This is a genomic window from Blastococcus sp. LR1 (assembly GCF_020166105.1).
GTDB lineage: Bacteria > Actinomycetota > Actinomycetes > Mycobacteriales > Geodermatophilaceae > Blastococcus.
Map to the genome: position 1 here is coordinate 428,067 of NZ_JAIUJY010000003.1, position 26,638 is coordinate 454,704.

Genomic DNA, 26,638 nt, shown 5'->3' on the forward strand with positions numbered 1-26,638 from the left:
GATCCCCTGCCATGACACCGCCGGCGAGTACACGGCGGCGAGACGCCCTCGCGAACAGCGAACGGTTGATCGCGGCCGCCCGCAAGGTGTTCGCCTCCGGTGGTCAGGGTTCGCTGGAGGAGATCGCGAGCGAAGCCGGAGTCGGGATCGCCACCCTGTACCGCCACTTCTCCGGCCGGGAGAGCCTGACCCGGGCGGTGTACCGATCGATCATGCGGGACGAGCTCCTGCCCCTGCTTCGTCAGTCGTGCGCCCAAGGCAGCGCCCGGCAGTCGTTCCTGCTGATCGTCGAGCGACTGCTGGAGCTACTCGACCGGGAGCGCGGACTGATCGCCTCGTCCGCTGACTTCGCGGTGCTGACCGACGACCTGCTGAGGGAGTTCCTGGAGCCCTTCGCCGTCCTGCTGCGGCACGCGCAGGAGAGGAACGAGATCCGGGCGGACCTGCAGCCCTACGACATCCCGCGTGTGCTCAGCATCCTCGTCGTCGGTCTCTCCACGCCCCCGGCCTCGCCGGCAGACCGGCGCCGGTACGTGTCCCTGGTCTTCGATGCAATGGGACCCGACCAGGCTGAGTCGCTGCCTCCCCTCGACGAGAAGGACGGCGTGGAGGGTATGCGAAGCGGCTTCATGGCAATCCGGATGGCCAGCTCCTCGCGCGAGCCGGACAGCAGCCGTCCGAACGGCGCCAGCCCTCAGGAAGGGGACGCCGGGTGATCGCCGAGGCCGCGTTCTCGCGCGCGAGTTCCGGGGCGCGGAGCGATGAGCCCCCAGGCGCACACCGCACAGAGTTTCGCCGTCGCCGATCGGCGCACGGGAGTCAACCGACGCCGTCAGGCGTGCGGGGGAGGAATTGATGACGGGCCCGCTGCAGGTCGTCCTGGGGACGATCAGCGTCCTGTTCCTGTTCGTTTCGGTGGTGATGGCCTACCGGGCCGTCCGCGCGATGGTGCGGATCATCCGCACCGGCCAGCCCGACGGCACCCGGTGGGGGCCGGTGAGGACCCGCCTGAAGACGACGCTGGTCGAGTCGCTGGGTCACACCCGGATGCTGAAGTGGTCCTCGATCGGGGTCGCGCACTGGTTCGTCTTCATGGGGTTCTACGGCCTCGTGCTGACGCTGGTGGAGGCGTTCGGTGAGGTGTGGAACCCCGCTTTCCACATCCCGCTGATCGGTGAGTGGGGCGTCTGGAACCTGTTCGCGGACATCATCGGCACCGGCACGATCCTCGGGATCGGCTACCTGATCTACCGGCGCCAGCGGGACCACCCGCGCCGGCAGGGCCGCAAGAGCCGCTTCGCCGGGTCGAACGAGGGCCGGGGCTACTTCGTCGAGGCGGTCATCCTGACCATCGGGATCTGCATCCTGCTGATCCGTGCGCTGAAGGTGTCCTCGGGCCTGACCGATGCGCCTGGCTGGTCGCATCCGATCTCCGGCGCGCTGGCGAACGTGATGCCCGACAGCCCGGACCTGCTGACCGTCGTGGCGTTCGTGAAGGTCGTGGTCAGCCTGACCTGGCTGGTGGTGATCAGCCGGGTGCTGAACATGGGTGTGGCGTGGCACCGGTTCAGCGCGTTCCTCAACATCTACGCCAAGCGGGAGGGTGCCAGTGGCGCGCCGGCCCTGGGCCCGCTGCCGGCGATGACCTCGGGTGGGAAGCCGATCGACTTCGAGGATCCCGACGAGGACGCGGTGTTCGGCCGCGGGAAGATCGAGGACTTCACGTGGAAGGGCATGCTGGACTTCACGACCTGCACCGAGTGCGGGCGGTGCCAGAGCCAGTGCCCGGCGTGGAACACGGGCAAGCCGCTCAGCCCGAAGATGGTGATCATGGACCTCCGCGATCACCTCTACGCGAAGGCCCCCTACCTCCTCGGTGAGAAGACCGCGTCGGAGACGGCGCCGGACTACGACATCCTCAAGCCCAGCGACGAGCAGGTCTGGGCCAGCGGCTACGCCCGCATCGAGGGCACCAACGACGCGCAGGCGCACCGCCCGCTGGTCGGCACCCTCGAGGAGGGCGGGGTCATCGACCCCGACGTCTTGTGGAGCTGCACGAACTGCGGCGCCTGCGTCGAACAGTGCCCGGTGGACATCGAGCACATCGACCACATCGAGGACATGCGGCGCTACCAGGTGCTCATCGAGTCGAACTTCCCCTCCGAGGCCGGCGTGATGCTGACCAACCTGGAGAAGCGCGGGAACCCGTGGGGCATGGGCGGCAACGTCCGCGAGGACTGGATCAAGGAGCTCGACTTCGAGGTGCGCATGGCCGACGGCCCGCTGCCCCACGAGGTCGAGTACCTGTTCTGGGTCGGCTGTGCCGGCGCCGTCGACGACCGCGCCAAGAAGGTCACCAAGGCCGTCGCGGAGCTCCTGCACACCGCGGGCGTCGAGTTCGCCGTCCTGGGCAGCGGGGAGACCTGCTCCGGGGACCCGGCCCGCCGCCTGGGCAACGAGTTCGTCTTCCAGCAGCTGGCCATGGAGAACGTCGAGACCCTCAACGGCGTCTTCGAGGGCCGCGTCCCCGGCACCCGCAAGATCGTGGCCACCTGCCCGCACTGCTTCAACTCGCTGGGCAAGGAGTACCCGCAGGTCGGTGGCGAGTACGAGGTCATCCACCACACGCAGCTGCTCGGCCAGCTGATCGAGGAGGGCCGGCTCGTCCCGGTCACCCCGATCGACCGCAAGGTGACCTACCACGACCCGTGCTTCCTGGGCCGGCACAACAAGGTCTACACGCCTCCGCGCGAGATCCTCGACGCCGTCGAGGGCCTCACCACGCAGGAGATGCACCGCTGCAAGGACCGCGGCTTCTGCTGCGGCGCCGGCGGTGCGCGCATGTGGATGGAGGAGAAGATCGGCAAGCGGATCAACGTCGAGCGCACCGAGGAGGCGCTCGAGCTCGATCCCGACGTCATCTCCACCGCCTGCCCGTTCTGCATCACGATGCTCTCCGACGCCCTCACGTCGAAGAAGCAGAACGGCGAGGCCGGCGAGCACGTCGAGGTCCTCGACGTCAGCCAGATCCTGCTGCGCTCGATGCAGCCGGTGGCGGCGGGCGTCCAGGGCGCGGCCTCCGGTGCCGACGTCGGCACCAAGACCGACGACGTCGTCGGGCTCGACTCCGCGGCGACGGAGCACGACCCTAAGTAGGAGAAGGACCGGCGACGGCGCGTGTTCCCCGCCCGGGGAGCACGCGCCGTCGCCGTTTCCTGCACAGTGGCCGCGTGCTCCTGCGGCTGCGCCTGACAGTCCCTCCGGACGGGACGCGCAAGGTGCGGGCATGCCGCTCGACCACGCCGCCTCGAGGCGTAGGCGGAGACTGCTGGACAGGGTGGGGGAGGGCGCAGTGCGTGACGAATCCCCACAGGTCAATCACTGAAGACAGCGGAGAGCGCCGCAGCGACGTCCCGGTGGTCGCTGACCAGCCTGGCCCGGCCGCGACCCAGCCGGGCGAGGTCGCGGCCGAGCTCGACGTCCTGCTCCCCGGAGGTGTCAACCAGGACGTCCAGCCGCGGAAGCCGCGCAGCGGTCAGCCGCGGGTCGGGTCCGGCGTTGTGCACGCAGTCCGACAGCAGGAGCACCCGTGCGTCACGCGGCGGCACGCCCTCCAGCTGATGGGCCGCGGTATCCAGCGCGAAGGACACGTTCGTCAGCCCCTGGGTCGGCACCCGCAGCAACAGGTCGAGCACGGCGAGCGGCGCGACCTGCTCGCCCATCCGCACCAACACCGCAGCGTCGGACCAGAAGGCGACGACGGCGAGCGAGTCGCGGGCCAGCTCGCCGGCCAGCGCCCCCACCGTGGCCGCCGCCGTCCGCACCCGCTCGCCCTTCATCGACCCCGACACGTCCACGACGAGCACGACCGAGCGACGCTGCCGTACCCGCTCGCGCACCACCAGGTCGGTGCCCTCCGGGTACGGGATGCCGACGATCGCCTCGAGGGTGCGCTCCAGGTCCAGCTCGTCGGACCCCCCGCTCCAGGACAGACTGGCCAGCTCGCCCACGCCGCGCCGGGACCGCTGGTCGCGCGGCGGGCGCGGCACAGCGAGCCGGCGGGCGATCTGCCGCGCGCGTGCCCGGGTCAGCTGGTCCGCCCCGCTCTCGGTCGCCAGGTCGGCCAGCGCGATGAGGTCGGCCGGTTCGTCGGTCGTGCCGGACGCGGTCCCGCCGGCCCGGGTCGCCGCCGTCTGCGTCCGCCGCCGGTCGCCGGAGACGAGCGCCATGCCGCCCTCGCCGCGGGACGGCTCATAGAGCGTCGGCTGCTCGGTGAGCTGCTTGGGCCTGCGCCGGAGTGGTCGCATTCCCCGGGTCCGGCTCGCGCCCGGGCGGTCGCGGCGGGTCACCGGGGAGTCGGCGTCGACGGCTCTTCAACCAGGCTCCGCCGCCGCCGGGTGGAGCAGGAAGTGGTCCTGCCAGATCTCCCGGAGCACCGTCTCCGGCGTCGTCTCCAGCGTCTCGTCGAGGAACACGCGCCCGGACAGGGCCAGCAGCATCGCGTCCAGGACGATGTCGGTGTACTCCTCGGGCAGCCCACGCGGCGGCGCGACCGACGGTTCGGCCGGCAGCTGCACGTCGCGGATCGCGGCCAGTTGGGCGGCGATCAGCGCGAGGTCGATCGCGCCCCGCACGCTGCTGCCCTGCCGCAGGTCATCCCGCTCCCGGGTCGCCCGGGTGAGCGCCACTGCGTCCGCGAGGAGCCGCGGCGACTCCAGCCCGGTCCGGCGGCCGGCTATGCCCCGCTCGGCCTCGGCATCCTGGTAACCGATCACCAGCCGGCACAACCGGTCGTGCACGGACGTGGACAGCCGGGTGGTGCCGATCGTGTCGTAGGGGTTCATCGAGGCGATGACGCGGAAGCTGGCCTCCGCCTCGACCGTGCCGACCCGGGGCACCGCGATCCGCCGCTCGGCCATCGCTGTGAGCAGCGTGTTGAGGGTGTCCTCCGGCGCCCGGTTGAACTCCTCCACGTAGAGGAAGCCGCCTGAGCGCATCGCCTCGACCAGCGGGCCTGGCACGAAGTTCTCCGGGGAGTAGTCCTCGCGCAGCACCCGGGCGGGGTCGTGGTGCCCGACGAGCCGGGTGGGAGTGAGGTCGGCGTTGCCCTCGACGAAGACCAGCGGGATGCCCCACTCGGCCGTGATCGAGCGCAGCAGCGTCGACTTCGACGTCCCCGGCGGTCCCTCGAGCAGCACGTCCCGGCCGGCCGCGACCGCGGCCAGCAGCAGGTCCAGCTCCCTGGTGCGTCCGACGAGGTGCTGGGCGACCCGGGTGCGGATCGTGCGGACGTGCGCGCCGTCGTCGAAGGTGACCCGGTGGCCGGTGACGACCGGGTCGTCGCCGGTGGCGTGCGGGATGTGCTCGGTCAGGACGAGCTCCTCGGAGAAAGGCGGCGGGCGCTACTTGACGGTGTACCCGGCGTCCACCGGGAGGGTCACCCCGGTGATGTATCGCGCCTCGTCGGAGACGAGGAACAGGATGGCGTTGGAGATGTCGACAGGCTCCACCCACGGGACGGGCAGCGCATTGGTGGACTGGAAGATCGGCTCGGCCTTCTCCCGGCTGGGTGCCGGATCGTCGGGCGCGAACAGTCCCCAGGTCTTCTCGTTCTGGATCATCACCGTGTCGACCCCCGTCGGGTGAACGCTGTTGACCCGGATCGAGTGCTGGGCGAACTCGTTCGCCAGCGTCCGCATGATCCCCACGACGCCGTGCTTGGCCGCGGTGTAGTGGATCGTGTTCGGCGTCCCCTTGAGCCCGGCCGTCGAGCTGGTGAGGACCATCGCCCCGCCCCGGCCGCCTTCGATGAGGTGCGGGAGCGCGACCTTGCACGTGTTCCACACCCCGGTCAGGTTGATGTCGATCATCTCCCGCCAGGCGTCGTCGGAGACCTCGAGGGCCGGCTGGATCTCGAAGACGCCGGCGTTCGCCAGCACGATGTCCAGCCGTCCCAGCTGGGCGACCCCCTCGTCCACCGCGGCCTTGAGCGCCCCGCTGTCGCGCACGTCGGCCTTGGTGGCGACGATCCGCCGGTCCAGCGCCTCGACCTGCCGCACTGTCTCGGCCAGGTCGTCCTCGGTGGCCGGCGGGTACATCTGGATGGACGGCACCGGCCCGGCGATGTCGACGGCGATGATGTCTGCGCCCTCCTGGGCCAGCCGCAGCGCGTGGCTGCGGCCCTGGCTCCGGGCGGCGCCGGTGATGAATGCGACCTTGCCCTCGACGCGTCCGGCCATCACTTGATCACCGACCCGGCGTCGACCGGCAGCTGGACGCCGGTGACGTACCGGGCCTCGTCGCTGACCAGCCACAGGATCGCGTTGCTGATGTCGACCGGCTCGACCCACTCGATCGGGAGTGCGTTGAGGCTCTGGAACGCCTCGCCGACGTCGTCCCGGGTGACGTCCGACGGCGACTTGTCCGGCCGGAAGAGGGTGTAGGTCTGCTCGTTGTGGATCATCGTGGTGTCCACCGCGGTGGGGTGCACCGAGTTCACCCGGATCATGTGCGGCGCCAGTTCGTTGGCCAGTGTCTTCACCAGTCCGACGACGCCGTGCTTGGCCGCGACGTAGTGCGCCAGGTTGGCCAGACCCTTGATCCCGGCGGTCGAACTGGTCAGAACGATGGCCCCGCCGTTCCCCCCGGCCTTCAGGTGGGGAAGAGCGGCTCGCACCGTCTTGAAGACCCCGGTGAGGTTGACGTCGATCATGTCGTCCCACATCTCGTCGGTCATCTCGTCGACCGGTGCGAAACTGGCGATCCCGGCATTGGCCAGCACGATGTCCAGCCGGCCGAGCTGGGCGACACCGTCGTCCACCGCGGCCTTCAGCGCGGCGCTGTCCCGGACATCGGCCTTGCTGGCGATGATCCGTCGGTCCAGCGCCTCCACCTGGCGGACCGTCTCGTCCAGGTCCTCCTGCGTCGCCAGCGGGTACCCCACCGTCCCGACCGTCCCCAGCAGGTCGACGGCGATGATGTCCGCGCCCTCCTGCGCCAGCCGCACCGCGTGGCTGCGGCCCTGGCCGCGAGCCGCCCCGGTGATGAAGGCGACCTTGCCTTCGACTCGTCCCACGGCGATCTCCCTTCGTGCGCCGGCCGATTGCCGACTGTGACCTGCGTCTCAGGTTATGGCACCGTGTGTCAGAAATGGAAGGGCGCTCGATGCCTGGATCCGGAGGGGAGGTTGCTGAGGGGATGGAGCAGGGGCGGGTCGCGACTGGCGACCGCGGCGGCAGGCCGGCGATCACGAGCGCCCACGAGCTGGCGGCCGTGGCGCAGCGGCTGTTCGTCGCCCACGGGTTCGACGAGACCAGCGTGGAGGACATCGCGACGGCGGCCGGTATCAGTCGGCGCACCTTCTTCCGCTACTTCTCGGTCAAGGCCGACGTCTGCTTCGCTGACTCGCCGACAGAGCTGGTCCGGCTGCAGCAGGCGTTGTCGGCGGCGGACCCGCATGAGTCCTACCGCCTCGTCATCGTCCGAGCGGTGGTGGCGGCCCTGCGCTTTCCGCCCGGGGAGCGGGAGTGGGCGTGGCAGCGGGCGCAGCTGGTGCTGGAAGTACCTGTCCTGCAGGCCCATGCGACGCGGATCTACGCGCAGTGGCGAAAGGCGGCCGCCGAGTTCGCGCGAGGCAGACGACCCGACGACGACGTGTTCCCGGTGGTCGTCGGGCACGCGGTGCTGGCGGGCACCCTGGCCGCGCACGAGTACTGGATCACCCATCCGGCCAGCGGACTGGATGACGCGCTCGTCCGGATGTTGGACCTCCTGCTCCCACCCGAGCCGCCCGCACCCTGACTCAGCTCGGCTTCCTCCACACCTTCCACAGCTGCCTCACGGCCGTGAGGCCGACTCGCGCGAGCGCCGGGCCGGTCGGAATGCCCGGTCAGGGCCGCAGCGTCCCGGACCATGGCAATGGCCCCAGAGCTGAGGGCCGTGACCTGCGCAAGGGCACTCGCGCTTGCCGACGCACGAGCGAACGCCTGTCCGCCGGCGGGTCGCCGGCGTGAGCTATGAGATGGGCGGGGGACGGCGCTCGTCCTCGCGGCGAGGTCGTGCCCTGCCCGCGACCTCGAACGATTCGTACAGCACCTAGGTAGCGGTGCTACGGCAGGGCGGCCCTCCTGCGACCCCGCGCTGGCGTGAGTGGCGGGATCGGACACGCACGATCAGCACCACGGTCGTGGCGGAGCGGAGGCGTGGTCGAGTCCGTCCCGATGAAGCAGGGCGGTCGGGCCCCGTCGTCACGAGCGGCCCGCCGTATCGCCTCTCGTGGACGGCTGCGCCAGCTGAAGCCGCCCGGGTTCATCGCCGGGGGGAGTCCCCTACGACCTGGTCGAGTTGCAGGGTGCGCAGGGCGATCCGAGTCAGCCGGTGCGCGGTGGTCGTGCGGTCATCGACGGGGAGTACCAGATGGCTGACGGCCAGTCGGACCAGTGCGTCCACGCCGTCGGCCAGGTCTCGTGGGTCGAGCTGCGGGAAGTGCTGCGTGAACCAGCTGATCAGGGTTCGGGTGGCGGCGTCGAGCACCGGCGCAGAACGCGTCGTGAGCATGGGCAGCAGGTCGTTGTCGGCGTCACGTGCCGAGGTGAGGATGGCGCACAGCAAGGGGCTGGCGTCGGCCTCGCCGAGCACGTACTCGATTGCTGCGGAGATTCCCCCCGCGGCGTCCTGAGGGTGCGCGTCGAGGGTGCGGGAGATGCCGACGAGGAACCTCTCGGTCTCCTGCATGATCAGCGCTTCGCCGAGTCCCTGCTTGTCGCCGAACTCCTTGTACAGCGTCGGGCGCGATACCCCTGTCAGCGCGGCGACGTCCCCCATGCGCACGCCGGACCAGCCCTTCTCCACGGTCAGGGCCCGCACTGCGTCCAGTGCGCGGTCGCGCACGTGCTGGCGGAAGGTCAGACGAAGAGGCTCTGCCGCCACTGGCCGTCTCCGTCCCCTCGTGCTTGTTGAGTCTTTGACAAGTGCCGACAGTCTGTCACGGCGCACTGCCCGAAATCCCCGCTCGCGAGGCCAGCCGTGACAGATTCGGTGATCGAGTCCAAGACTTGACAAAACCGTGCCGTGTGTCAACCTAAGCGTCACCCGTATGGAGCAGACCTTGGAGCCGTGATGACCGCTGTTGCCCAGCCACGCGACACCCGCCCCTATGACCAGGCGGACCTTTCGTCCCGAGCGTTTTGGTCGCAAACGGCCGCCGAGCGGGAGAAGACCTACGCCGTGCTGCGCGCCGAGCGTCCGGTGACATGGCACCAGCCGGTCGAGGACATGCTGATGAAGGACCCGAACGACCAGGGGTTCTGGGCCGTCGTGCGCCATGCCGACCTGGTCGAGGTCACCAAGCGGCACGAGGACTTCATCTCCGGCGAGGGCATCGTGATGGAGTCGATGCCGCAGGAGTTGCTCGACGCGGGGCAGGGCTTCATCGCGATGGACCCGCCACGGCACACCAAGATCCGGCGATTGCTGAGCTCGGCGTTCACCCCGAAGCAGATCCGTCGCATCGATGACCAGATCCAGGCCAACGCACGGCGCATCGTGGACGACATCGCCACCCGGGGCGAGGTCGACTTCGTCCCCGAAGTGGCGGCTCTCGTCCCGATGCACAACATCTGCGACATGATGGGCATCGACGAGGCCGACCGGGCGAGGATGGCCTACGAGTCGCAGTTCGCCGGGGGCTGGAACGACCCGGAGCTGATGGGTGACCAGGAACCCCTCGGCCGCCTGTTCGAGGCCATGCTCCACCTCGGTGAGCTGTCCGGACGGTACATCGCCGAGCGCCGGCGCAACCCGGGCGACGACCTGCTCAGCAACCTCGTGCAGGCGGAGGTCGACGGCGAGCGGCTGACCGACGAGGAGATCATGTCCTTCTTCGGGCTGCTCACCATTGCCGGCAACGACACGACCCGGCAGAGCACCAGCCATGCCATGAAGGCCCTGACCGACTTCCCCCAGCAGAAGGCCTGGCTGATGGAGGACCTCGACGGCCGGCTCAAGGGGGCGGTCGAGGAGATGGTCCGCTGGGCCACACCGATCATGACCTTCCGGCGCACCGCCTCCCGCGACTGCGAGCTGAACGGGCAACAGATCACCCAGGGCGACAAGGTCGTCATGTTCTACGCCTCGGCCAACTGGGACACCGAGGTGTTCGACGCGCCCGAGCGCTTCGACCTCTCCCGGAACCCGAACCCGCACGTGAGCTTCGGCGGCGGCGGCATCCACCACTGCCTGGGCAACCAGCTGGCCCGCCAGCAGCTGGCGGCCATCTACCGGGAGCTGCTGACCCGGCTGCCCGACATCGAGGTGGCCGGCGAGCCCTCCTACACGGTCAGCACCTTCTTCCACGGCGTCAACCACCTGCCCGTGCGCTTCACCCCAGAGCGCTGACCGACCCACCCGATCGGAAAGGACACTCGCGTGAGGATCGTGCTGGACGAGAGCAAGTGCTCGTCGTTGGGGATGTGCGAGTCGGTCGCCCCCGACTTCTTCGAGGTCCGTGACGACGGCGCACTCGAGCTGCTGAATCCCACGCCCCCGGGGGACCAGCGGGCGCTGATGGAGGAGGCCGTCGCGGCCTGTCCCACCAGCGCGCTGAGCATCGAGGAGTGAGGTTGGTCCATCGCCGGGAGCGCGACGTCCCACGTCTTCGGGAACCCGGGCCTGCACGTAGCCGGCGGCTGGGCGATCTCGGCCGACTTCGGTCTCGACGCCTCGCTGACCATCACCGCACAGGTTGATCCCGCCTCCCTCTGGCTTGAAGGGAGAGCGGGCTCCAGGCCACCGCTGGGCGCGGCGACCAGCCCGTCGCGCCTTCCACTGCTCCCGGCTCGTGTGACCGCCGACCGCTGCTGCGCGCTGTGTCTCGGCGCACCAGCGCTGACTGTTCTCTGGAGAGTCATGCCCGAAGCACCTTTCGTCGTCGTCGGCGCCTCGCTTGCGGGACTGCGTGCGGTCGAGTCGGCCCGCAAGGCCGGATACTCGGGTCGGCTGCTGCTCGTCGGGGCGGAGGAGCACCTGCCCTACGACCGGCCACCGCTGTCCAAGGCATTCCTCGACCCGGGCGACGACCCGGCGATGCCGCACCACCGCACCGACGACGAGCTGCGAGCCCTGGACGTCGAGCTGCGCCTCGGCGTGCCCGCGACCGCGCTCGACACCGATGCCCGGGAAATCGTCCTGGGTGGTGAGGAGCAGCTGCGTTACGAGCGGCTGGTCATCGCGACGGGTGCGCGGGCCCGGCAGCTGCCCGGCGAGCAGCTCGACGGTGTGCACACCCTGCGCACGGTCGAGGACGCCCGCAGCATCCGGGGGGCACTGGACGCCGGACGCCGCATGGTCGTCGTCGGTGGTGGCTTCATCGGGTCCGAGGTCGCCTCGGCCGCCCGCAAACGGAACGTCGACGTCACCATCCTCGAGGCGGCCCCTCTGCCGCTCGTTCGTGCCGTCGGCGAGCAGATGGCAGCCGCCTGCGCAGACCTGCACGCCCGCAACGGCACCGAGCTGCGGTGCGGTGTCTCCGTCACCGGGCTCGAAGGCGAGGGTCGAGTGGAAGGTGTCGCGCTGTCCGACGGCTCGGTCCTGCCCGCCGATCTCGTCGTCGTCGGCATCGGTGCCGACCCCGTCACCGACTGGCTCATCGCTTCAGGACTGCACGTGGAGGACGGCGTCGTCTGCGACGAGACCTTGCGTGCCGGCCCCGAGGTGTACGCCGCGGGTGACGTCGCGCGCTGGCACAACGCACTCTTCGGCCGGACGATGCGCCTCGAGCACTGGACGTCGGCCGCCGAGCAGGGCGCCGCTGCCGCCCGCAACGCTCTGGCTCCCGCTCGGGCCACCCCGTACAGCGCCGTCCCCTACTTCTGGTCGGACTGGTACCGCGACAAGCTCCAGATGGTCGGTATCACCGCCGCCGACGAGGTCACGGTGATCGGGGACCTCGACGACGCTCGATGGCTCGCCCTCTACCGCCAGGACGACCTGCTCGTCGGCACCTTGGGGCTCAACATGCCGGGCAAGATCATGAAGTACCGGGCGATGATCGGCTGGCGAACCGCCTGGCAGGACGCTCTCGCCTTCGCCGGCCGATGAACAGCAGGATGTCGGTCGAGGCGCCGCCGAGCACCGCAGCGTCCCGGCCTGGGAGAGTCAGATGGTGATGGTCAGCGACCCGTAGCCACGGATGGGGCCTGACCGCAACCTGACCGGCGCGGCGCCGGTGTCGAGCCGCCAGGCATGGGTCCGGCTGAGCAGCTCGTCGAACACCAATCGGGTCTCGAGTTGGGCGAGCGCGGCGCCGAGGCAGAAGTGGATGCCGCGGCCGAACGCGAGCTGCCTGTCGACGACCCGGTCGATGTGGAAGTGGTCGGCGTCCGGGAACGCGCTGTCGTCCCGGTTGGCGGAGCCGAACAGCAGCAGGACCGTGTCGCCGGACCTCATCTGGACGTCGTGCAGGAGCACGTCTCGCGTGAGAGTGCGCGACAGGCCCTGGACGGGGGAGTCGTAGCGGAGCATCTCTCCCACGGCCGACGGAAGAAGACTGCGGTCGCGCGCGAGCCGGTCGATGACCTCGGGCCGCTCGGCCAGGACGGCGATGGTGTTGGAGATGAGGTTCGTGGTGGTTTCGTGGCCGGCCACCAGCAGCAGGAGGCAGAAGCCGAGCAGCTCGTCCTCGGAGAGCCGTCGGCCCTCCACCTCCGCGGTCACCAGCGCCGACATGAGGTCCGGTCGTGGCCGCGCCCGGCGCTCGTCGAGGAACTGGCGGAAGTACTCGTAGAGCGCAGCCGCGGCGTCGAGGTTCGACCTCATCGGATCGGGCGCGGAGATGTCGGTGGTCACCAGCGCCGTCGACCAGGCCTTGAACTGGTCCCGGTCCTCACGCGGCACGCCGAGCAGGTCGGCGATGACCATCGCCGGCAGCGGGCCGGACAACTCGCGCACCACGTCGCCACCGCCGGCGGTGACCAGACGCTCGGTGAGCTCCGCAGCCATCTGCTGCACCGGTGTCTCGAGCAGGGCGATCCGGCGCGGCGTGAAGGCCTTGGCGACCACACGCCGCAGGAGGTCGTGCCGCGGTGGGTCCATCATGATCATCATCGGCAGGAACGCGCCCGCCAGGTCGAAGCCCTGTGCCGGGAAGATGCCTCGAGCGGAAGAGAATGTCGTCGGGTCCTGGAGGGCTGCGCTGACATCCTCGTAGCGACTGAGTACCCAGCAGTTCCGTGGCGCGCACCAGTAGACAGGGCGGGTGGCGCGCAAGTCCGCGTAGACGGGGTACGGGTCGTCCTGCATGGCCGGGTCGAAGGGGTCGTACCGGAGGTCTGTCTCTGGCATGGTGACCCCTTGCGTCGGGAGTTTGTACTCGCAGTCTAAACAGCAGATCGGGAGGAGTGTCAATGCGTGCGGTGCCGGTCCAGATCGCCGCCCGGCTGCCTGCGGCCGCCGAGCTGTTCGCCGACCGGGGTGTCGAGAGCACGAAGATCGAGGATGTCGCGGCCGCCACAGGCGTGCCGAAGGCGACCCTCTACTACTACTTCAGTGGTAAGGAGGAGATCCTGGCGTTCCTGTTCCAGGACGTCCTCCGTCACATTGCGGATCAGGTCGCCATCGCGGCGATGGGGGAGGGCAGCGCCCGCGACAGGCTCGTCGGCGTCGTTCGTGCCCAACTCGCGGTGATGGCCGAGCAGCCGGCGGTCTGTCGCGCGCTGACCGGAGAGTTGGGCCGGGCCGGTCGGGTGCCTGCGCTGGCCGCCGCGATCCGGGCGGCCTACCACGCTCCCGTGGTCGAACTCTTGCACCAAGGCGCCACTGACGGCTCTCTTGCGCAGGTCGCCGACGCCGACGCCGCCGCCCTGATGATCTTCGGTGCTGTGACTGTCACTGGGCTGTCGCACCTCATTGCCGGCGGCAGAATTGGGGTCGACGACGCCACAGGCACCCTCGTCGCGGTCCTGCTGGACGGGCTCGGCGCCCACTGACTGCTACCCGCCTCCACCGCCTCTCCCGGGGGATCGCCGGGTCGTAGGTCAGGTCGTCCGGTCGCCCTGCCACGGTGAACATTGACGGCGGAGCAGAAGCGAGCCCATCCGACTCGGTCCCCAGCCGAAGTGCCGCCGGAAGGGTTCAACCGCTGACAGGTCGATCAGCCGGCCAGGCCCAGGATGCTGTCGGTACCCGTGTAGACGGCGACAGCGATGAGGAGCACGGCGAAGGCCTGGGTGAGGGTGGTACCCGACAGGCGGTCGGCGACCTTCTTTCCGGCCAGCGAGCCGGCGACCGCCGCCAACGTGAAGGGCACGATCACGGACCAGTCGAAGTCTGCGGACCCGGTTCGCGCCAGCAGGGAGCTGGCCGAGTTGAGGGCGATGATCATCAGCGACGTGGCGACCGCCTGCTGCATGGGCATGCGCAGGGCGAGGACCAGGGCCGGCACGACGACGAAGCCGCCGCCGACGCCGAAGAAGCCCGTCATGAAGCCGACCAGCAGGCCGGTGGCAACGATTTTTCCGGCCTGTGCGCCGGTCCACCGCCGACCCGTGTGCCTGCCCCCGGTGACGGATGATGCGGCCTCGGGCTCGGCCTCGGCCCCCGCGCGCGGCGCGGCCTCGACGGCGCCGACGCCGGAGTGCACGAGCCGCCGTTCCGGAGGGGAGTTCGTGGAGCTGCGGCTCTGGGCCAGCATCCCGGCAGCGGCCAGGAGGATGACCCCGGCGAACACGAGCAGCAGTACGTCCGCGTCGACGAGGCGGTTGGCCGCGGTGCCGGCGAGGCTGGCGGCGACGCCGACGATCCCGAAGGCGAGGCCGACGCCCCATCGCACCCGCCCGCTGCGCACGTGCCCGAGGGCCCCGGTGACGGCGGCGATGCCGACGATGAACAGGCTGCTGGTCGTGGCCGTGCGGGCATCCTGCCCGATGACGTAGACGAGCACGGGCACGGCCAGGATGGAGCCTCCGCCGCCGAGGGCGCCGAGGCTGAGCCCGATCAGCAGTCCCAGCCCGATCGCCGTGGCGGCGATCACGCGACCGTGCCCGGCTGCCCGCTGTCGGTGACCACCGGCAGACCGGCCTCGGCCCACCCCTTCATCCCGCCGGCGAGGTTGTGCACGGGCACCCCGGAGGCGGCCAGCAGATCGGCGGCCGTCTCCGAACGGTTGCCGGACCGACAGACCGCGATGGCCGGCCGGCCGGCGGGGATGGACTCGGGCCGCAGCTCGCCCAGCGGCACGTGCTGGGCTCGAGGGGCGTGGCCTGCGGCCCACTCCTGCGGCTCACGGACGTCGAGGAGTAGCGCCTCGCCGCGGTCGAGCATCTCCTCGGCCCGCTGCGCGTCGACGTCGGGGAGCCGGTCCTGATGGTTCGCAGTTGTCATGTCCGGCGTCCTTTCCGGTGCGGAGGTCAGCTGTACGTAGGCGTCAACATCAGGCTTCCGTGCCCGCCGGGTGTCCCGTGGGCGGATGTCAGCGCGCTGGTGAGCGCAAAGCGGTCGGCGCGGATCACGGTGTGCCGCCACTCGATGGGCACGCCGGAACTGATGCCGACCCGCTCGACGGCGAACGCAGCCGACGGTGGCTGCAGGTGCAGTGTCCGGTGCTCGGCCGGGGTGGGGATGATCGCGCGCACCGTCTCCTCGCCGGCGGTGACCGGGATGCCCGTCGTCGCCAGGAGTTGGTCGTAGAGGCTGGTGTGGCGGAAGTCGACCCCGAGCAGAGGTTCGCCCACCGAGGCCGGCAGCCATACACGGTCCAGCGCGAGCGGCGATCCGCCGGCCAGGCGAAGTCGCTCCAGGTACAGCAGTGGGGTGGACTCCTCGAGGCCGAGCCGCGGCGCGATGACGCCGTCGGCCCGGATGTCGAGGGCGCGGACCTCGGACAGCTGCTCGAGCCCGGTGTCCTCGACGGACGCGAAGAGCGAGTAGACGATCCCCGTCGGCTGTTCGATCACCGTGTCGGGCGTTGCCACGCGTGCGCGTCGGCCGCGGGAGACCTTCAGCACGCCCTCGGCCCGTAGGTGGCGGAGCGCTTCGCGGACGGTGTGCCGGCTCACGCCGTACTGCTCGACCAGGTCCAGTTCGCCGGGGAAGCTGCCGGCGAAGTCCCCGCGGTCCAGCCGAGCGCGCAGGTCGGTGAGCAGTTGATGCCACAGCGGCATTCCCGGCGTGCGCGTCAGGCGCCCCGCTCCGTTTCTGCCTGACGCCGAATCGACCGTCATGAAGCTCCCTGCCGTGCCGCCGAGAAGTCTCCTGATCCGGCTCCGACGTGGGGGTGCGCGTCACATCGGAACGTGTACGGTCATGTCTACACCAATTGTCCGGACAGGTGCAATCCGCAGGTCGAGTCACGGTGCAGGTCGAGGTGATTCCCATCGACGCGCTGCCGGAACGTGGTGGTGCTGTGGCTGGCCGGTGCGGGATGGGGGCGTCGATGCGATCGGCTTCTCGGCCGTCGGCTCGCGCGGGAGCAGGAGAGCGCGCCGCCAGGGGGCGCTTCACGTGGCGGGTCGAGGAAGTGCTGACCGCCGATCTGGGCTCCGCGGAGTTCGACCTGGTGCTGGACCTGCACCTTCCGCGCCCCCAGCTGGTCGACGTCCTCGCACGGTGGCCGACGTCGTCCGCCCGGCCGGCACCTGCTGGTCCTCGGGCACGACCGGGCAGAACCTGGCCCGCGGCATCGGTGGCCCGCAGGAACCCGAGTGCTCCACCACCGCGAGCTGCTGCGCGGAGCGGTCGCGAGCTGGAGCATCGCGCCTCGAGCGCATCGACCGGGCAACCGACTCCCGCACCGCGGTGGACACGCTCGTGTACGGACGGCGTCCCTGACGACGGTGTAGATCCGCGCCGAGGGGCTAAGACCGCGATGACCGATCAGGAGGAAGCCCCATGGTGACTGCTAGCGAGTCGAGTCGTGCCCGAGCACTGCTTTCGGCAGCAGGCCGCGGCGCGGCCGCGGGCGTGCTCGGGGTGGCTGTGATGACGGCGGCTGAGAAGCTGGAACAGGCCGTCACCCACCGGCCGAACTCCTACATCCCCGCCCGGACGCTGCTCACGCTGCTGGGCCGCCATCCGACCGACGCCGACCGTCCGACGGGCTGGAACTGGGCGATGCACTACGGGACCGGGGCCGTGCTGGGGGCCTTGCGCGGTGTGTGGGCTGCGGTCGGGCTTCGTGGCCCGCAGGCGCACGCGGCGCACACCATCGTGCGGCTGTCGACCGACCAGACGCTGGAGAACACCACCGGGGTGGGGGCCCCGCCGATGGTCTGGCCCCGCAACGAGCACGTCGTCGACATCCTGCACAAGGCCATCTACTCGGTCACGACCGGGCTGATTGCGGAGCGGTGGATCCAGCCCTCCCTGCAGTCCCGGCGTGGGCTGACCAGCCACTGACGCAGGAGGACGGGTATGACGGACACCGCCCCGCGACAAGTCGCGGCGGACCGCCGCCGATCGGTGTGGACCGGCACCATGCTCGGCATCGCCATCATGGCCGCCGCCGATGAAATCGTGTTCCACCAGATCCTGAGCTGGCACCACTTCTACGACCGGTCCACCCCTGACATCAGCCTGCTGTCGGACGGATTGCTGCAGACGGCCTACCTCGTGCTGCTGGTCGCCGGATTCTTCTGGTTCGCCGACCTGCGCCGCCGCGGAACGCTGGCGCGGCGTTCGGCGTGGGGCGGCTTCGTGCTCGGCCTGGGCATCTTCCATCTGTTCGACGGGATCGTCGACCACAAGCTCCTGGACCTCCACGAGATCCGCTACGGGGTTGATGTGCTGCCGTACGACCTGGCCTGGAACGGCGTTGCGCTGGTGCTGCTGGCGGTGGGCGCGATCATGCTGTGGCGGTCCCGGGACGAGGGGCCGGCCGGGGCCGATCGGCGGTGAGCACGCCGAGTGGAGCCCTCGCCGTGCTCGCCCACGGCGGCTCGCATGGGACAGGCGCGGCCGCCGCCACGTGGCTCCTGCCAGTGCTGGTCGCCGCCGTGCTCGCCGCCGGCTACCTGGCCGGCGTCGTCCGGCTGCGGGGGAGCGGACGCGGTTGGAGCCGCGGACGGACGGCGAGCTTCCTGCTGGGTACCGGCCTGATCAGCGCCGCGCTGTCTCCAGCGGTCGACGCCGGCACGGCCGGCGGGCACATGGCGCAGCACCTGTTGCTGGGGATGTTCGCGCCGATCGCACTGGTGCTGGGCGCCCCGGTGACCCTGCTGCTCGCCGGGCTGCCCGTGTCCGCTCGGCGCCCGGTGGCCGTGCTGCTGCGATCCCGGGCGCTGCACGCGCTGTCCCACGTGGCCACCGCCGCCGTGCTGAGCGTCGGCGGGCTGTACCTGCTCTACCTGACGCCGCTGTACGCCCTCAGCGCGCGCTCGGAGGTGGTGCACCACTTGGTGCACCTGCACTTCCTGCTGGCCGGGTACCTGTTCGCCTGGGCGGTGGCCGGCCCCGATCCCGCTCCGCGCCGACCAGGCATGGCGGTACGCCTGGCCGTCGTCGTCGTCGCCGGCGGCCTGCATGCCTTCCTGGCCAAGCTGCTGTACTCCCGTGCTCCTGTGCTCCCGGTGGGCGGAGGGCACGACGCTGCGGAGGTGGAGGCTGCGGCCCAGGTCATGTACTACGGGGGCCACGTCGCTGACCTGCTGCTGCTCGTCGCCCTGTTCGCCGCCTGGTATCGGCGCACCGGACGCTCTCTGGCGCGCGAAGCGACCTCGGCCCCCAGCACCCCCGCTGCTGTGTGAGTCTGCGGCTCCTCGCCGCGGCGGAGCGCGTGTCGTCAGAAGGGGACGGCTGCCCGATGCGTGTCGGCGACGGCAGCGACAAGGCGCCGCCAGCGTGACTCGCCGGCCGGAACGGGGGTGTTCGCAACCGGCGTGGTCGTCAAGGCCGGCTCCGCGGTGAGGCCGGGCTGCAGCGGCGCGGGTGAGGGCAGGGGCGCGGCGATCTGGGTCAACGAGAATCCTTCAGGGCAGTGCGGGCGGGCGCGGTAGGCCGCTGGGTGGCTTCCTCAGCGGGAGTGCGTGCCGCCCGGACAGAGCCGGTCGTCGACCGAAAGCGGGGTCACCGCGAGAAGGCACACGCAGAACGCGGGCCGACCCGGTGCAAATCCCCAGTACACAGATCGAGAATAGGCAGAAGGCGCCGACGAGTGCAACAGGCCTGGCAGGAGCGGTCCCGGGCATACCTGTCGAACGGCCCAGGTCTGACGGTGGGGGTACCAGTCAGCCGACTCCCTCCCGACCATCTCGTTGCCTCGGCGAGGGCGTGCCGCAGGGGGCTGCGCGGACGAGGTTCGAGGGCGTGGGCACCGGACCGCCCGAGTGGCAGGACATGCGGAACGGGCTGGACGGTCCGGAGACCGCCCAGCCCGTCAGGGACAGACCTGCACTGCGCCCGGTGGGTGAGCGCGGAGGCGGGTGGAGTCAGCGCCCGATCAACCTGCTCAGCCAGCCGCCGGACCGCTCGGGGCGAGGGTGGCCCGGGCAGCGCTCGGCGCTGGGGATGCCGGCCATGACCTGGTCGACGTGTTGGCCGCATCCGGCCCAGGTGGTCCTGCCGCAGGTCTTGCAGGTGGCTGCTCGGCACATGGTGGATCTCCTCGTTGTCGGTGAGTGGGGCGGCCGTCGGCCACCGGATCAGTCGTGGGCGAAGCGGATGTTCGGCAGGACCCGGGTGAGCCATGCCGGGCTCCACCAGGCGGCTGCGCCGGTGAGCCGGAGCATCACCGGCAGCAGCACGAGTCGGACGAGGAAGGCGTCGAGCAGGACCGCGACGCCGAGGATGATCCCCATCTCCTTGGGCGGCAAGGGGCCGGACAGGGCGAAGGTGAAGAACACCGCGACCATGACGGCGCCTGCAGCGAAGATGACCCGGCCGGAGTGTGCAAGGGCGCCGATCATCGCCTCTCGCGGGTCACCGGTCCGCTCGTAGTGCTCCTTGGCGCTGGCCAGGAGGAAGACCGTGTAGTCCATGGCGATGGCGAAGATCATCGCGAAGAAGAACACCGGGGCCCAGGCGTCGAGGAAGCCCTGGCTCTCGAAGCCGAAGAAGCCAGCCCCGATGCCCTCCTGGAAGACCAGGCGGGCGACGCCGAACGCGGCGGCGGTGGACAGCAGGCTGGCCAGGGTGCCCAGCAGCGAGATCAACGGCGCCTGCAGTGCGACCAGCAGGAGCAGGAAGCCCAGCACGAGAACGACCCCGATGACCAGGGGCGTGGACTCGTCCAGTTGCGTCTTGAGGTCGAGGTTCTCCACCGGCGCGCCGCCGACCAGGGCGGAGTCGGGGAGGTCGGCGCGCAGCCGGTCGACCAGCGTGGACAGCTCGGGGTCCGAGGGGTCCACGGTGGGGACGGCCTGGATCATCGCCAGATCGGTGCCGTCCGACGCCGGCATGGGGGGCATCACACCCGCGACGGCGGGGTCATCCCCGAGGACGGCGGCAGCGGTCGGGGCGTCAGCGGTGTCCACGACGACCTGCAGGGTCCCGGGCGCCCCCTCGCCGAAGGCCTCCTGCACCTGGTCGTAGCCGATCCGGGCGCTGGCGTCCTCCGGGAGCACCTTGATCGAGGGCATCGCCGTCTTCAGTCCGATGATCGGGGCGGCGAGGGCGAGCAGGACGAGCAGCGAGCCGATGCCGTAGACCATCGGTCGCTTCCACAGGCGCTCACCCCACGCGGCGAAGCGCGGGGAGCGGTGCTCTCCGGCGCGGACCCAGGGAAGCGCGATCCGGTTGATCTTCAGGTCCAGCTTGAACAGGACCAGGGGGAGCAGCGTCAGGGTGGCGGCCAGGACGAAGACGACGGCGAGCATGATGCCGCCGGCCATCGACCGGAACGACGGCGAGGGGACCAGCATCACCGCCGACAAGGAGACGAGCACCGTCGCGCCGGAGAGCAGGACGGCCTTGCCGGCGGTGTCCATGGTCTCGGCGATCGCGCGCACCGGTGGTGCGCCCGCGCCCATCCGTGCCGCGCGGTAGCGGACCACGAGGAAGAGCGCGTAGTCGATCCCGAGGGCCAGGGCGAACATCATCGCGAAGTTCATGGCCCAGATGGAGACCGGCACGAGCTCGTTGATCAGGACCAGCGAGCCCGCGGAGGCGACCAGTCCGGCGAGCGTGAGCAGCAGGGGCAGCCCGGCGGCGACCAGCGCGCCGAAGGCCAGCACCAGGATGCCCAGGGTCACCGGCCAGGACAGCATCTCCGACTTGAGCATCGCGTCGAGGTTGGCCTCGTTGAAGTCCGACCACAGCAGCGAAGCGCCGGTCGGGTTGACCTCCACCGACCCGGTGGACATCGCCTCCAGAGGTCCCTTGAGGTCGTCGGCGGCCCGGACCATCTCGTTCGTGTCGGCGCCTGCGCCCGCGAGCAGGACGGCGGTGCTGCCGTCCGGGCTGAGTGTCGCGCCGGGTTGCGGCTGGAGGACCTCGCCGATGCGATCCTCGCCGGCGAGGAGCTCGGTGGCGCGGGCGAGGACGTCCGCCCCGGCGCCCTCGGTCACCGGGCCGTCGGAGCTGTGGACGACGACCTGGATGGCCGAGCTGGCGTTGCCGCCGAAGTGGTCGACGGCGAGTTCGCGGGCGGCGACGGATTCGGAGCCGTCGGCCTGCCAGCCGGCTCCGGACAGTGCGGCCTCGACGCGGGGGGCGAAGAAGCCCAGGCCGACGATGAGCAGCAGCCAGACGACGGTCGTCGTCCTGGCGTGGGCGGTGACCCAGACCCCAAGCCGGCCGAGCGGGCCAGGGCGGAATGACGTGGATACGGAGTCGGGCTGGCGGCTGGTCGCCGTCGTGGTCACGGATGAGTCGCTTTCGTCAGAAGGGGAGTGGGTGGCGGCCGGCGACGGCCGCCGAGTCAGCGAGCGGCGGAGTCGTCGTGCAGACCCACGGCGGCCGCACCGACGTCGGGATCGCCGTAGCCGCCGTTGACCAGCACGGGCCGGCGGCCTGCGCGAGCGAGCATCGAGGCGGCGATGGAGGCGCGGTAGCCCGAGCCGCAGTACACCCACACGTCGCCGTCGGGAACCTCGTCGAGGCGGCCGGGCAGGTCGTGGATCGGGATGTGCCGGGAGCCGCGCACGCCGCCTCCGGCGCGCTCGTCGTCGCGGCGCGCGTCGAGGACGACAAGGTTCGGGTCAGAACCCAGCGCCGCGGCCAAGCCGGAGAAGTCGCTGACCGGGTAGGAGGCAAGCTCGCGGCCGGCGGCCAGGGCCTCGGGGCTGCCGATCGCAGCACCCGCGAGCCGGTCGATGCCGATGCGGACGAGCTCGCGGCGGGCCTCGGCGACCTGCTGCTCGGTCTCGCCGATCAGGGTGATCGGTCCGCCCCATGGGATGAGCCAGCCGACGTAGGTGACGAAGTTGGCGATGGCCAGCTCGAAGTTCAGGGCCCCGGGCAGGTGGCCGGCGGCGAACGCGGTGCGGGTACGCAGGTCGATCACCCACTCGCCGGCGGCCAGCCGTCCGGCCAGCTCGGCGGGGTCGACCTGTCGCGGCGCGGAGAGGTCCACGGGCGCCGGGCCGGCGGCGTTGCCCGGCCCCATGTGGCTGTACCAAGCAGGAATCGCCGTCAGGCCGGCGATCAGCTCGTCGACGAAGGTCTGCTCGTCCCGGGTCAGGGCCGGGTTGACCTTGGCCTGCTCGCCGACGGTGGAGGAGTCGCCGCTGGTCGGGGTGGCCGCACAGAACGAGCCGAAGCCGTGGCTGGGGAAGACCGGAGTGCCGGCGGGCAGCTCGTCGACGAGCCGGCGCACCGAGTGGTACTGGGCGTGGGTGAGCTCATCGGTGTGCTCCGGACCGACCAGGTCGGTGCGGCCGGTGGCGCCGTACAGCATGGAACCGCCGGTGAACACGGCCTGCACCTGACCGTCGGCGTCCGCGACGACGTAGCTGACGTGGTGGTGCGTGTGCCCGGGAGTGTGCAGCACGCGCAGCCGCATCGGGCCGGCATCGAGGACGTCCCCGTCGGCGGCCGGCACCCGGTCGTAGGCGACGGTGTCACCGGCCGGGACGACGTAGTCGGCGCCCACGCGGCCGGAGAGCTCGAGGCCACCGGTCAGGTAGTCGTTGTGCAGGTGGGTCTCCAGGACCAGCGCGATGCGGACGGCCCGCTTCTCGGCCAGGGCCAGCACGCGGTCGATGTCGCGCTGGGGGTCGATCACGACGCCGATCCCGCCGTCGCTGATCAGGTAGCTGCGGTCGCCGAGGCCGGTGGTCTCGATGATGTCGATCTGCACGGAAGGCTCCTCAGTACGGTACGGGGCAGGGGTATCTGCGTGGCAAATAGGAGACGACGTCAGGCGGTGGGGCGACCCTCGGCGATCCACTGCGTCATGCCCCCGTCGAGGTTGGCGACGTCGTAGCCCTGGCCTGCCAGGAACTTCGCGGCCTGGGAGCTGCGCCCGCCGCTACGGCAATCAGTGATGACTGGGCGGGCCCGGTCGAGCTCGAAGACGCGGGCGGGCAGCTGGCCCAGCGGGATGTGGGTGCTGCCGGCGATCCGGCCCTCGGCCAGTTCGGCGGCCTCCCGCACGTCGAGCAGAACCGCCTCGGTGCGGTCGGCGGCCTGAGCTGGAGTGAGCTGGGGAATCTGCTGGGTCATCGTGACTCCAAGAAAGATTGGTCAGGCGAGGGAGAGGAAGAGGCGCTCGAGCTCGCGCAGGTCGATCTCGCGGGTCTCGCTGTCCTCGTTGGTCGAGCAGAAGCGCATCCCGGTGGAGACGACGGCGAAGCCAGCCTTGTTCAGCGCCTTGGAGGCGGCGGCGAGCTGGGTGACGACGGCGGAGCAGTCCCGGCCGTCCTCGATCATGCGGACGATGCCGCCGATCTGGCCCTCGATGCGCTTAAGGCGCTTGACGACGTCGGCGAGTTCGCCCTGGGGGATGTCCACGGCACTACCGTACATACCCCGGGGGGTATCGGCAACCGGCCTTGCGGCGGCTCAGCGCCTCCGCGATACGAACCTCGCCGTGGGCTGACCGGTGCGTGTCCATGGGTATGCCTGTGGGCGGAACCGCGAGCCCTCTTCAGGGCGAACAGGTAGCCGGGTCTCGAGAGGTTCCCTGTCGAGCCGGTGGATGTTTCGCGGCACCGGTTTCGAGACCGGTCGTCGTTGGGGGGACCGGTTCGCCACGCGCCGACTCGTGAGGTGGGATGAGCGGCTGAGGGGAGGGGTCGACGATGGACCAGCGTTCAAGGCATCAACCGTGCACGGCAGTCGCGGCGGTCAGCGCCCAAGCGATTCTGCTCACTGGGCTCGCGTGGCCCGTCCGCCCGCCTCCCCACCCACGGACCCTCCGGTGGATCGGTCGCGTCATGAGTGGGGCGGGACTCGTCATAGCAGGGGTGGCCGCGGCCGGCTTGGGACCGGCGCTCACTCCCTCTCCGCTGCCTTCAACGCAAGCGCAGCTTCGGCGCGATGGAATGTTCGGGCGAGTGCGGCATCCGATCTACAGCGGCCTACTCCTCTTGGGCGCCGGTCGACTCCTGACCGCAGGCCGTCGTCGGGTTGCTCCGGCGGTCGCACTCACGCTGCTCCTGGCCGCCAAGGCACGATGGGAGGAGCGCCTCATGAGCACTCGCTTTCCGGATTACCCGTCATACGCCGCGACGACCCCCCGCTTCATCCCGGCCATGCGCCGGTCCCGCAAGTGACGCGGCGAGGCGGTCGTGCGCCGATGTGCTGCTACTCAGCTAGGCCATGTCCAAGCATGACCCTCTCAGGCCATCCAGGCCCCTCCGTGCGCCCGACTGGCGACCGGCAGGCCCCGCTGTGAGGGACGGGGTACGCATGCAGTCGTCTCTGAACTGAGCGGCCGACGGGTGGAGGCTCGTGCGTGCATCGCCCGGCGGAGCACGCACCACCCGGTCTGACAACTGAGGGGTGGGCACTGAGCCGGCGGGGTGTCGGCCCAGCCTCGTGACGACGAGAGGCGGCTGGCTGGGCCTCAGTGGTGATCGGCCGCCCGCTCCAGCCGCCAGCCCTCTCCACGGCACCCGTCCGGCAGCGGCGGGAAGCGGTGCCCCTTGACGTCGGTGGACTCGTAGGCATGGTCGCCGTGTCCCTCCGAACAGCGGTAAATCCCGCTGCGGGGAACCATCTGACCGGGGTGGAAAGTGTCCTCGTCAAGTGCCATCCGCGACCGGTACCCGGTAGCGGGCCCTGCACTCGGCGGGACGAACGGATCAGCCGCAGCACGCACAGTGCGCCGCCATGCATGCCGGCACGCTGATCAGAGGCCGTCCGTGCTGGAGCGGGAGTAGTCGGCGGTTGCCCGGGCATGAGTGGGGCGCCTGCCGGTGGACCCGTTGTCCGTGTGGCGCTCCACCGGGGGCGTGGGCGGCGACGTCGGCCGCGCGACCTGCGACTCAGGACGGATGTGCTGTGGACGTCGAGCTGACCACCGGGCAGAGCGTGATCGGCGCCTTCCTGATCGCCCTGGCACTCGCCGCGCTGCACCTGGCAGCCCCGCGGATCCGCAAGCTCCCCCTCGTCCCGGAACGGGCCACCGGCTCCTTCGCCGGTGGGCTCGCCGTGGCCTACGTGTTCCTGCACCTCCTGCCCGAGATCGCCGAGGGCAACGAAGCCATCGGAGAGGCGCTGTCCGACGTCGTGCGGCCCACACCGCTGATGGACCTCGGCATCTTCCTCGTGGCGCTGTTCGGCTTCACCGTCTTCTACGGGCTGGAACGACTGGCCGATCGCCAGCACCGCGCAGCGCCCGTCCACGCCGTCTCACGGAGCAGCGGTGGCGCCGGCTCGCCGGAGGGCGGCACGGCGACGAAGGACGACCGCGATCCGGGGACGGAGCCCAGCCGCGGCGTGTACCTGCTCCACCTCTCCTCGTTCATGGTCTACAACGCCCTGATCACGTACACGATGGCGCTCCGGCTCCGCACCGGAATCGCCTTTGCAGTCCTGTTCACCATCGCCATGGGCCTGCACTTCGTGCTCACCGACCGCGGCCTGGAGGAGCACTACCCGACCCGGTTCACCGCCCGCGGACGCCTGGCACTGGCCGCTGCCCTCCTGGGCGGCTGGGCCGTCGCGGCACTGTTCGCGCCGTCCAGCACCCTCGTCGTCGCGCTGCTCACCGCTCTGCTGGGCGGCTCCATCCTGCTCAACGTCTTCAAGGAAGAGCTGCCCTCGACCCGCAGGTCCAGCTTCGGCTGGTTCCTCACCGGCCTCACCCTCTACGCGGCGCTGCTCACTTTCGTGACCGCACTGAGCGAGTGACCCGTCACGGCCCCTCGGAAGCCGGGCGCCAGCGACGGCCACCGCCCGATGAGGTGGCCGAACCCGTGCGGAAACGTTGTTCCGCCGGATCGGCCAACCCCTGGGCGCTACGAAGACCAACCCGGTCTTCCTGCAGTCGCTGAGACCTCGTCTCGATGCTCTGCCACGACGGTGCAGGCGCCCTCGGCTGCCGCGCGGGAGCTCCGGGGTAATGGTCCGGCCGTCCTCCGGGCCTTCCCAGCCCTGTGCCAGGAGGCTTGCGCAGCCCGCTGTAAGCCTGGAGACGTTCTCCAGTGAATGGAAAGCCGTCAGGGGACCGGACCCCCTCCGCCGCCACGGTTGCTCAAAGGTCAGCCCTGGCGCTCGAACGCTCGTCGGCCGCGTACCCCGCGCCGGACGATGAGGTGTCGTGCGA

General features: G+C 70.6%; 24 protein-coding genes. 11 read left to right on the forward strand and 13 right to left on the reverse strand.

The annotated features are described in order from the left end of the window. The first annotated feature begins 11 nt into the window (after positions 1 to 11). Positions 12 to 716, forward strand: coding sequence for a TetR/AcrR family transcriptional regulator (locus tag LBW97_RS10800; protein WP_051515987.1), 705 nt, complete (start codon positions 12 to 14; stop codon positions 714 to 716). Positions 717 to 855: 139 nt separating this feature from the next. Beyond that, positions 856 to 3,156, forward strand: coding sequence for a (Fe-S)-binding protein (locus tag LBW97_RS10805; RefSeq protein ID WP_224499411.1), 2,301 nt, complete (start codon positions 856 to 858; stop codon positions 3,154 to 3,156). A gap of 218 nt (positions 3,157 to 3,374) precedes the next feature. Here the strand turns inward: LBW97_RS10805 and LBW97_RS10810 are convergent, their stop codons facing one another. The 4 genes from LBW97_RS10810 to LBW97_RS10825 all read right to left on the reverse strand — a co-directional run bounded on the left by LBW97_RS10810 (position 3,375) and on the right by LBW97_RS10825 (position 7,075). After that, on the reverse strand, positions 3,375 to 4,307 hold the full coding sequence (locus LBW97_RS10810; protein ID WP_051515986.1) for a VWA domain-containing protein: 933 nt from the start codon (positions 4,305 to 4,307) through the stop codon (positions 3,375 to 3,377). Positions 4,308 to 4,373: 66 nt separating this feature from the next. Further along, entirely contained in the window at positions 4,374 to 5,360 is a 987-nt protein-coding gene (locus LBW97_RS10815) for an AAA family ATPase (RefSeq protein WP_374489839.1), read from the reverse strand. 42 nt (positions 5,361 to 5,402) lie between these two features. Further along, positions 5,403 to 6,239 (reverse strand): mycofactocin-coupled SDR family oxidoreductase, encoded by an 837-nt coding sequence (locus LBW97_RS10820; RefSeq protein WP_040339435.1) that lies wholly within the window; start codon positions 6,237 to 6,239, stop codon positions 5,403 to 5,405. Then, positions 6,239 to 7,075: a mycofactocin-coupled SDR family oxidoreductase gene (locus LBW97_RS10825; protein ID WP_040339434.1), complete on the reverse strand. Its 837-nt coding sequence runs from the start codon at positions 7,073 to 7,075 to the stop codon at positions 6,239 to 6,241. Before LBW97_RS10825 ends, LBW97_RS10820 begins: the two co-directional genes overlap by 1 nt. A 122-nt stretch (positions 7,076 to 7,197) precedes the next feature. Here LBW97_RS10825 and LBW97_RS10830 point away from each other — a divergent pair, with 122 nt between their 5' ends. Beyond that, complete coding sequence (locus LBW97_RS10830; protein WP_040339433.1) at positions 7,198 to 7,800, forward strand: TetR family transcriptional regulator; 603 nt, start codon at positions 7,198 to 7,200, stop codon at positions 7,798 to 7,800. Positions 7,801 to 8,307: 507 nt separating this feature from the next. On the opposite strand, the gene LBW97_RS20445 is transcribed toward LBW97_RS10830, so the two are convergent. Beyond that, positions 8,308 to 8,865 carry a TetR family transcriptional regulator gene (locus LBW97_RS20445; protein ID WP_308010454.1) on the reverse strand — a complete coding sequence of 186 codons (558 nt, stop codon included), beginning with the start codon at positions 8,863 to 8,865 and terminating at the stop codon, positions 8,308 to 8,310. 252 nt (positions 8,866 to 9,117) lie between these two features. Here LBW97_RS20445 and LBW97_RS10840 point away from each other — a divergent pair, with 252 nt between their 5' ends. The 3 genes from LBW97_RS10840 (at position 9,118) to LBW97_RS10850 (ending at position 12,096) form a co-directional block, all read left to right on the forward strand. Further along, positions 9,118 to 10,395 (forward strand): cytochrome P450, encoded by a 1,278-nt coding sequence (locus LBW97_RS10840; RefSeq protein WP_200491638.1) that lies wholly within the window; start codon positions 9,118 to 9,120, stop codon positions 10,393 to 10,395. Between the two features lie 30 nt (positions 10,396 to 10,425). Next, entirely contained in the window at positions 10,426 to 10,617 is a 192-nt protein-coding gene (locus LBW97_RS10845) for a ferredoxin (protein ID WP_200491639.1), read from the forward strand. A 288-nt stretch (positions 10,618 to 10,905) separates the two neighbouring features. Then, positions 10,906 to 12,096 (forward strand): NAD(P)/FAD-dependent oxidoreductase, encoded by a 1,191-nt coding sequence (locus tag LBW97_RS10850; protein ID WP_200491640.1) that lies wholly within the window; start codon positions 10,906 to 10,908, stop codon positions 12,094 to 12,096. A gap of 57 nt (positions 12,097 to 12,153) precedes the next feature. Here the strand turns inward: LBW97_RS10850 and LBW97_RS10855 are convergent, their stop codons facing one another. After that, positions 12,154 to 13,338 (reverse strand): cytochrome P450, encoded by a 1,185-nt coding sequence (locus LBW97_RS10855; protein ID WP_200491641.1) that lies wholly within the window; start codon positions 13,336 to 13,338, stop codon positions 12,154 to 12,156. Positions 13,339 to 13,400: 62 nt separating this feature from the next. On the opposite strand from LBW97_RS10855, the gene LBW97_RS10860 reads away from it, so the two are divergent. Then, positions 13,401 to 13,982 carry a TetR/AcrR family transcriptional regulator gene (locus LBW97_RS10860; protein WP_040339429.1) on the forward strand — a complete coding sequence of 194 codons (582 nt, stop codon included), beginning with the start codon at positions 13,401 to 13,403 and terminating at the stop codon, positions 13,980 to 13,982. 164 nt (positions 13,983 to 14,146) lie between these two features. On the opposite strand, the gene LBW97_RS10865 is transcribed toward LBW97_RS10860, so the two are convergent. Genes LBW97_RS10865 through LBW97_RS10875 form a run of 3 tightly spaced genes read right to left on the reverse strand, consistent with a single transcriptional unit; the run spans position 14,147 to position 16,154 of the window. Next, positions 14,147 to 15,025, reverse strand: a complete 879-nt coding sequence (locus tag LBW97_RS10865; protein WP_224499413.1) for a sulfite exporter TauE/SafE family protein — start codon at positions 15,023 to 15,025, stop codon at positions 14,147 to 14,149. Then, a complete protein-coding gene (locus LBW97_RS10870) occupies positions 15,022 to 15,375 on the reverse strand; it encodes a rhodanese-like domain-containing protein (RefSeq protein ID WP_200493006.1) in 354 nt (117 codons plus the stop codon). The genes LBW97_RS10865 and LBW97_RS10870 overlap by 4 nt, the downstream gene beginning before the upstream one ends. A 26-nt stretch (positions 15,376 to 15,401) precedes the next feature. Beyond that, positions 15,402 to 16,154 (reverse strand): GntR family transcriptional regulator, encoded by a 753-nt coding sequence (locus LBW97_RS10875; RefSeq protein WP_051515985.1) that lies wholly within the window; start codon positions 16,152 to 16,154, stop codon positions 15,402 to 15,404. Between the two features lie 817 nt (positions 16,155 to 16,971). Between LBW97_RS10875 and LBW97_RS10880 the strand changes: the two genes are divergently transcribed. The 3 genes from LBW97_RS10880 to LBW97_RS10890 all read left to right on the forward strand — a co-directional run bounded on the left by LBW97_RS10880 (position 16,972) and on the right by LBW97_RS10890 (position 18,734). Beyond that, a complete protein-coding gene (locus tag LBW97_RS10880) occupies positions 16,972 to 17,388 on the forward strand; it encodes a hypothetical protein (RefSeq protein ID WP_200491647.1) in 417 nt (138 codons plus the stop codon). A 78-nt stretch (positions 17,389 to 17,466) separates the two neighbouring features. Then, positions 17,467 to 17,886 (forward strand): DUF2243 domain-containing protein, encoded by a 420-nt coding sequence (locus LBW97_RS10885; RefSeq protein WP_224499414.1) that lies wholly within the window; start codon positions 17,467 to 17,469, stop codon positions 17,884 to 17,886. Next, complete coding sequence (locus tag LBW97_RS10890) at positions 17,883 to 18,734, forward strand: cytochrome c oxidase assembly protein (RefSeq protein ID WP_166518253.1); 852 nt, start codon at positions 17,883 to 17,885, stop codon at positions 18,732 to 18,734. Before LBW97_RS10885 ends, LBW97_RS10890 begins: the two co-directional genes overlap by 4 nt. An 894-nt stretch (positions 18,735 to 19,628) precedes the next feature. Here the strand turns inward: LBW97_RS10890 and LBW97_RS10895 are convergent. From LBW97_RS10895 to LBW97_RS10910, 4 genes are read right to left on the reverse strand one after another with little or no spacing between them, the layout of a single operon-like run. Then, positions 19,629 to 21,788 carry an MMPL family transporter gene (locus LBW97_RS10895; protein WP_200491650.1) on the reverse strand — a complete coding sequence of 720 codons (2,160 nt, stop codon included), beginning with the start codon at positions 21,786 to 21,788 and terminating at the stop codon, positions 19,629 to 19,631. A gap of 56 nt (positions 21,789 to 21,844) precedes the next feature. Beyond that, positions 21,845 to 23,224, reverse strand: coding sequence for an MBL fold metallo-hydrolase (locus LBW97_RS10900; protein ID WP_200491651.1), 1,380 nt, complete (start codon positions 23,222 to 23,224; stop codon positions 21,845 to 21,847). Positions 23,225 to 23,283: 59 nt separating this feature from the next. Continuing rightward, entirely contained in the window at positions 23,284 to 23,589 is a 306-nt protein-coding gene (locus LBW97_RS10905) for a rhodanese-like domain-containing protein (protein ID WP_040339423.1), read from the reverse strand. Between the two features lie 21 nt (positions 23,590 to 23,610). Continuing rightward, positions 23,611 to 23,877: a metal-sensitive transcriptional regulator gene (locus LBW97_RS10910; RefSeq protein ID WP_224499415.1), complete on the reverse strand. Its 267-nt coding sequence runs from the start codon at positions 23,875 to 23,877 to the stop codon at positions 23,611 to 23,613. A 1,494-nt stretch (positions 23,878 to 25,371) separates the two neighbouring features. Here LBW97_RS10910 and LBW97_RS10915 point away from each other — a divergent pair. After that, positions 25,372 to 26,223 carry a hypothetical protein gene (locus LBW97_RS10915; RefSeq protein ID WP_051515984.1) on the forward strand — a complete coding sequence of 284 codons (852 nt, stop codon included), beginning with the start codon at positions 25,372 to 25,374 and terminating at the stop codon, positions 26,221 to 26,223. The last annotated feature ends 415 nt before the right edge of the window (positions 26,224 to 26,638 follow it).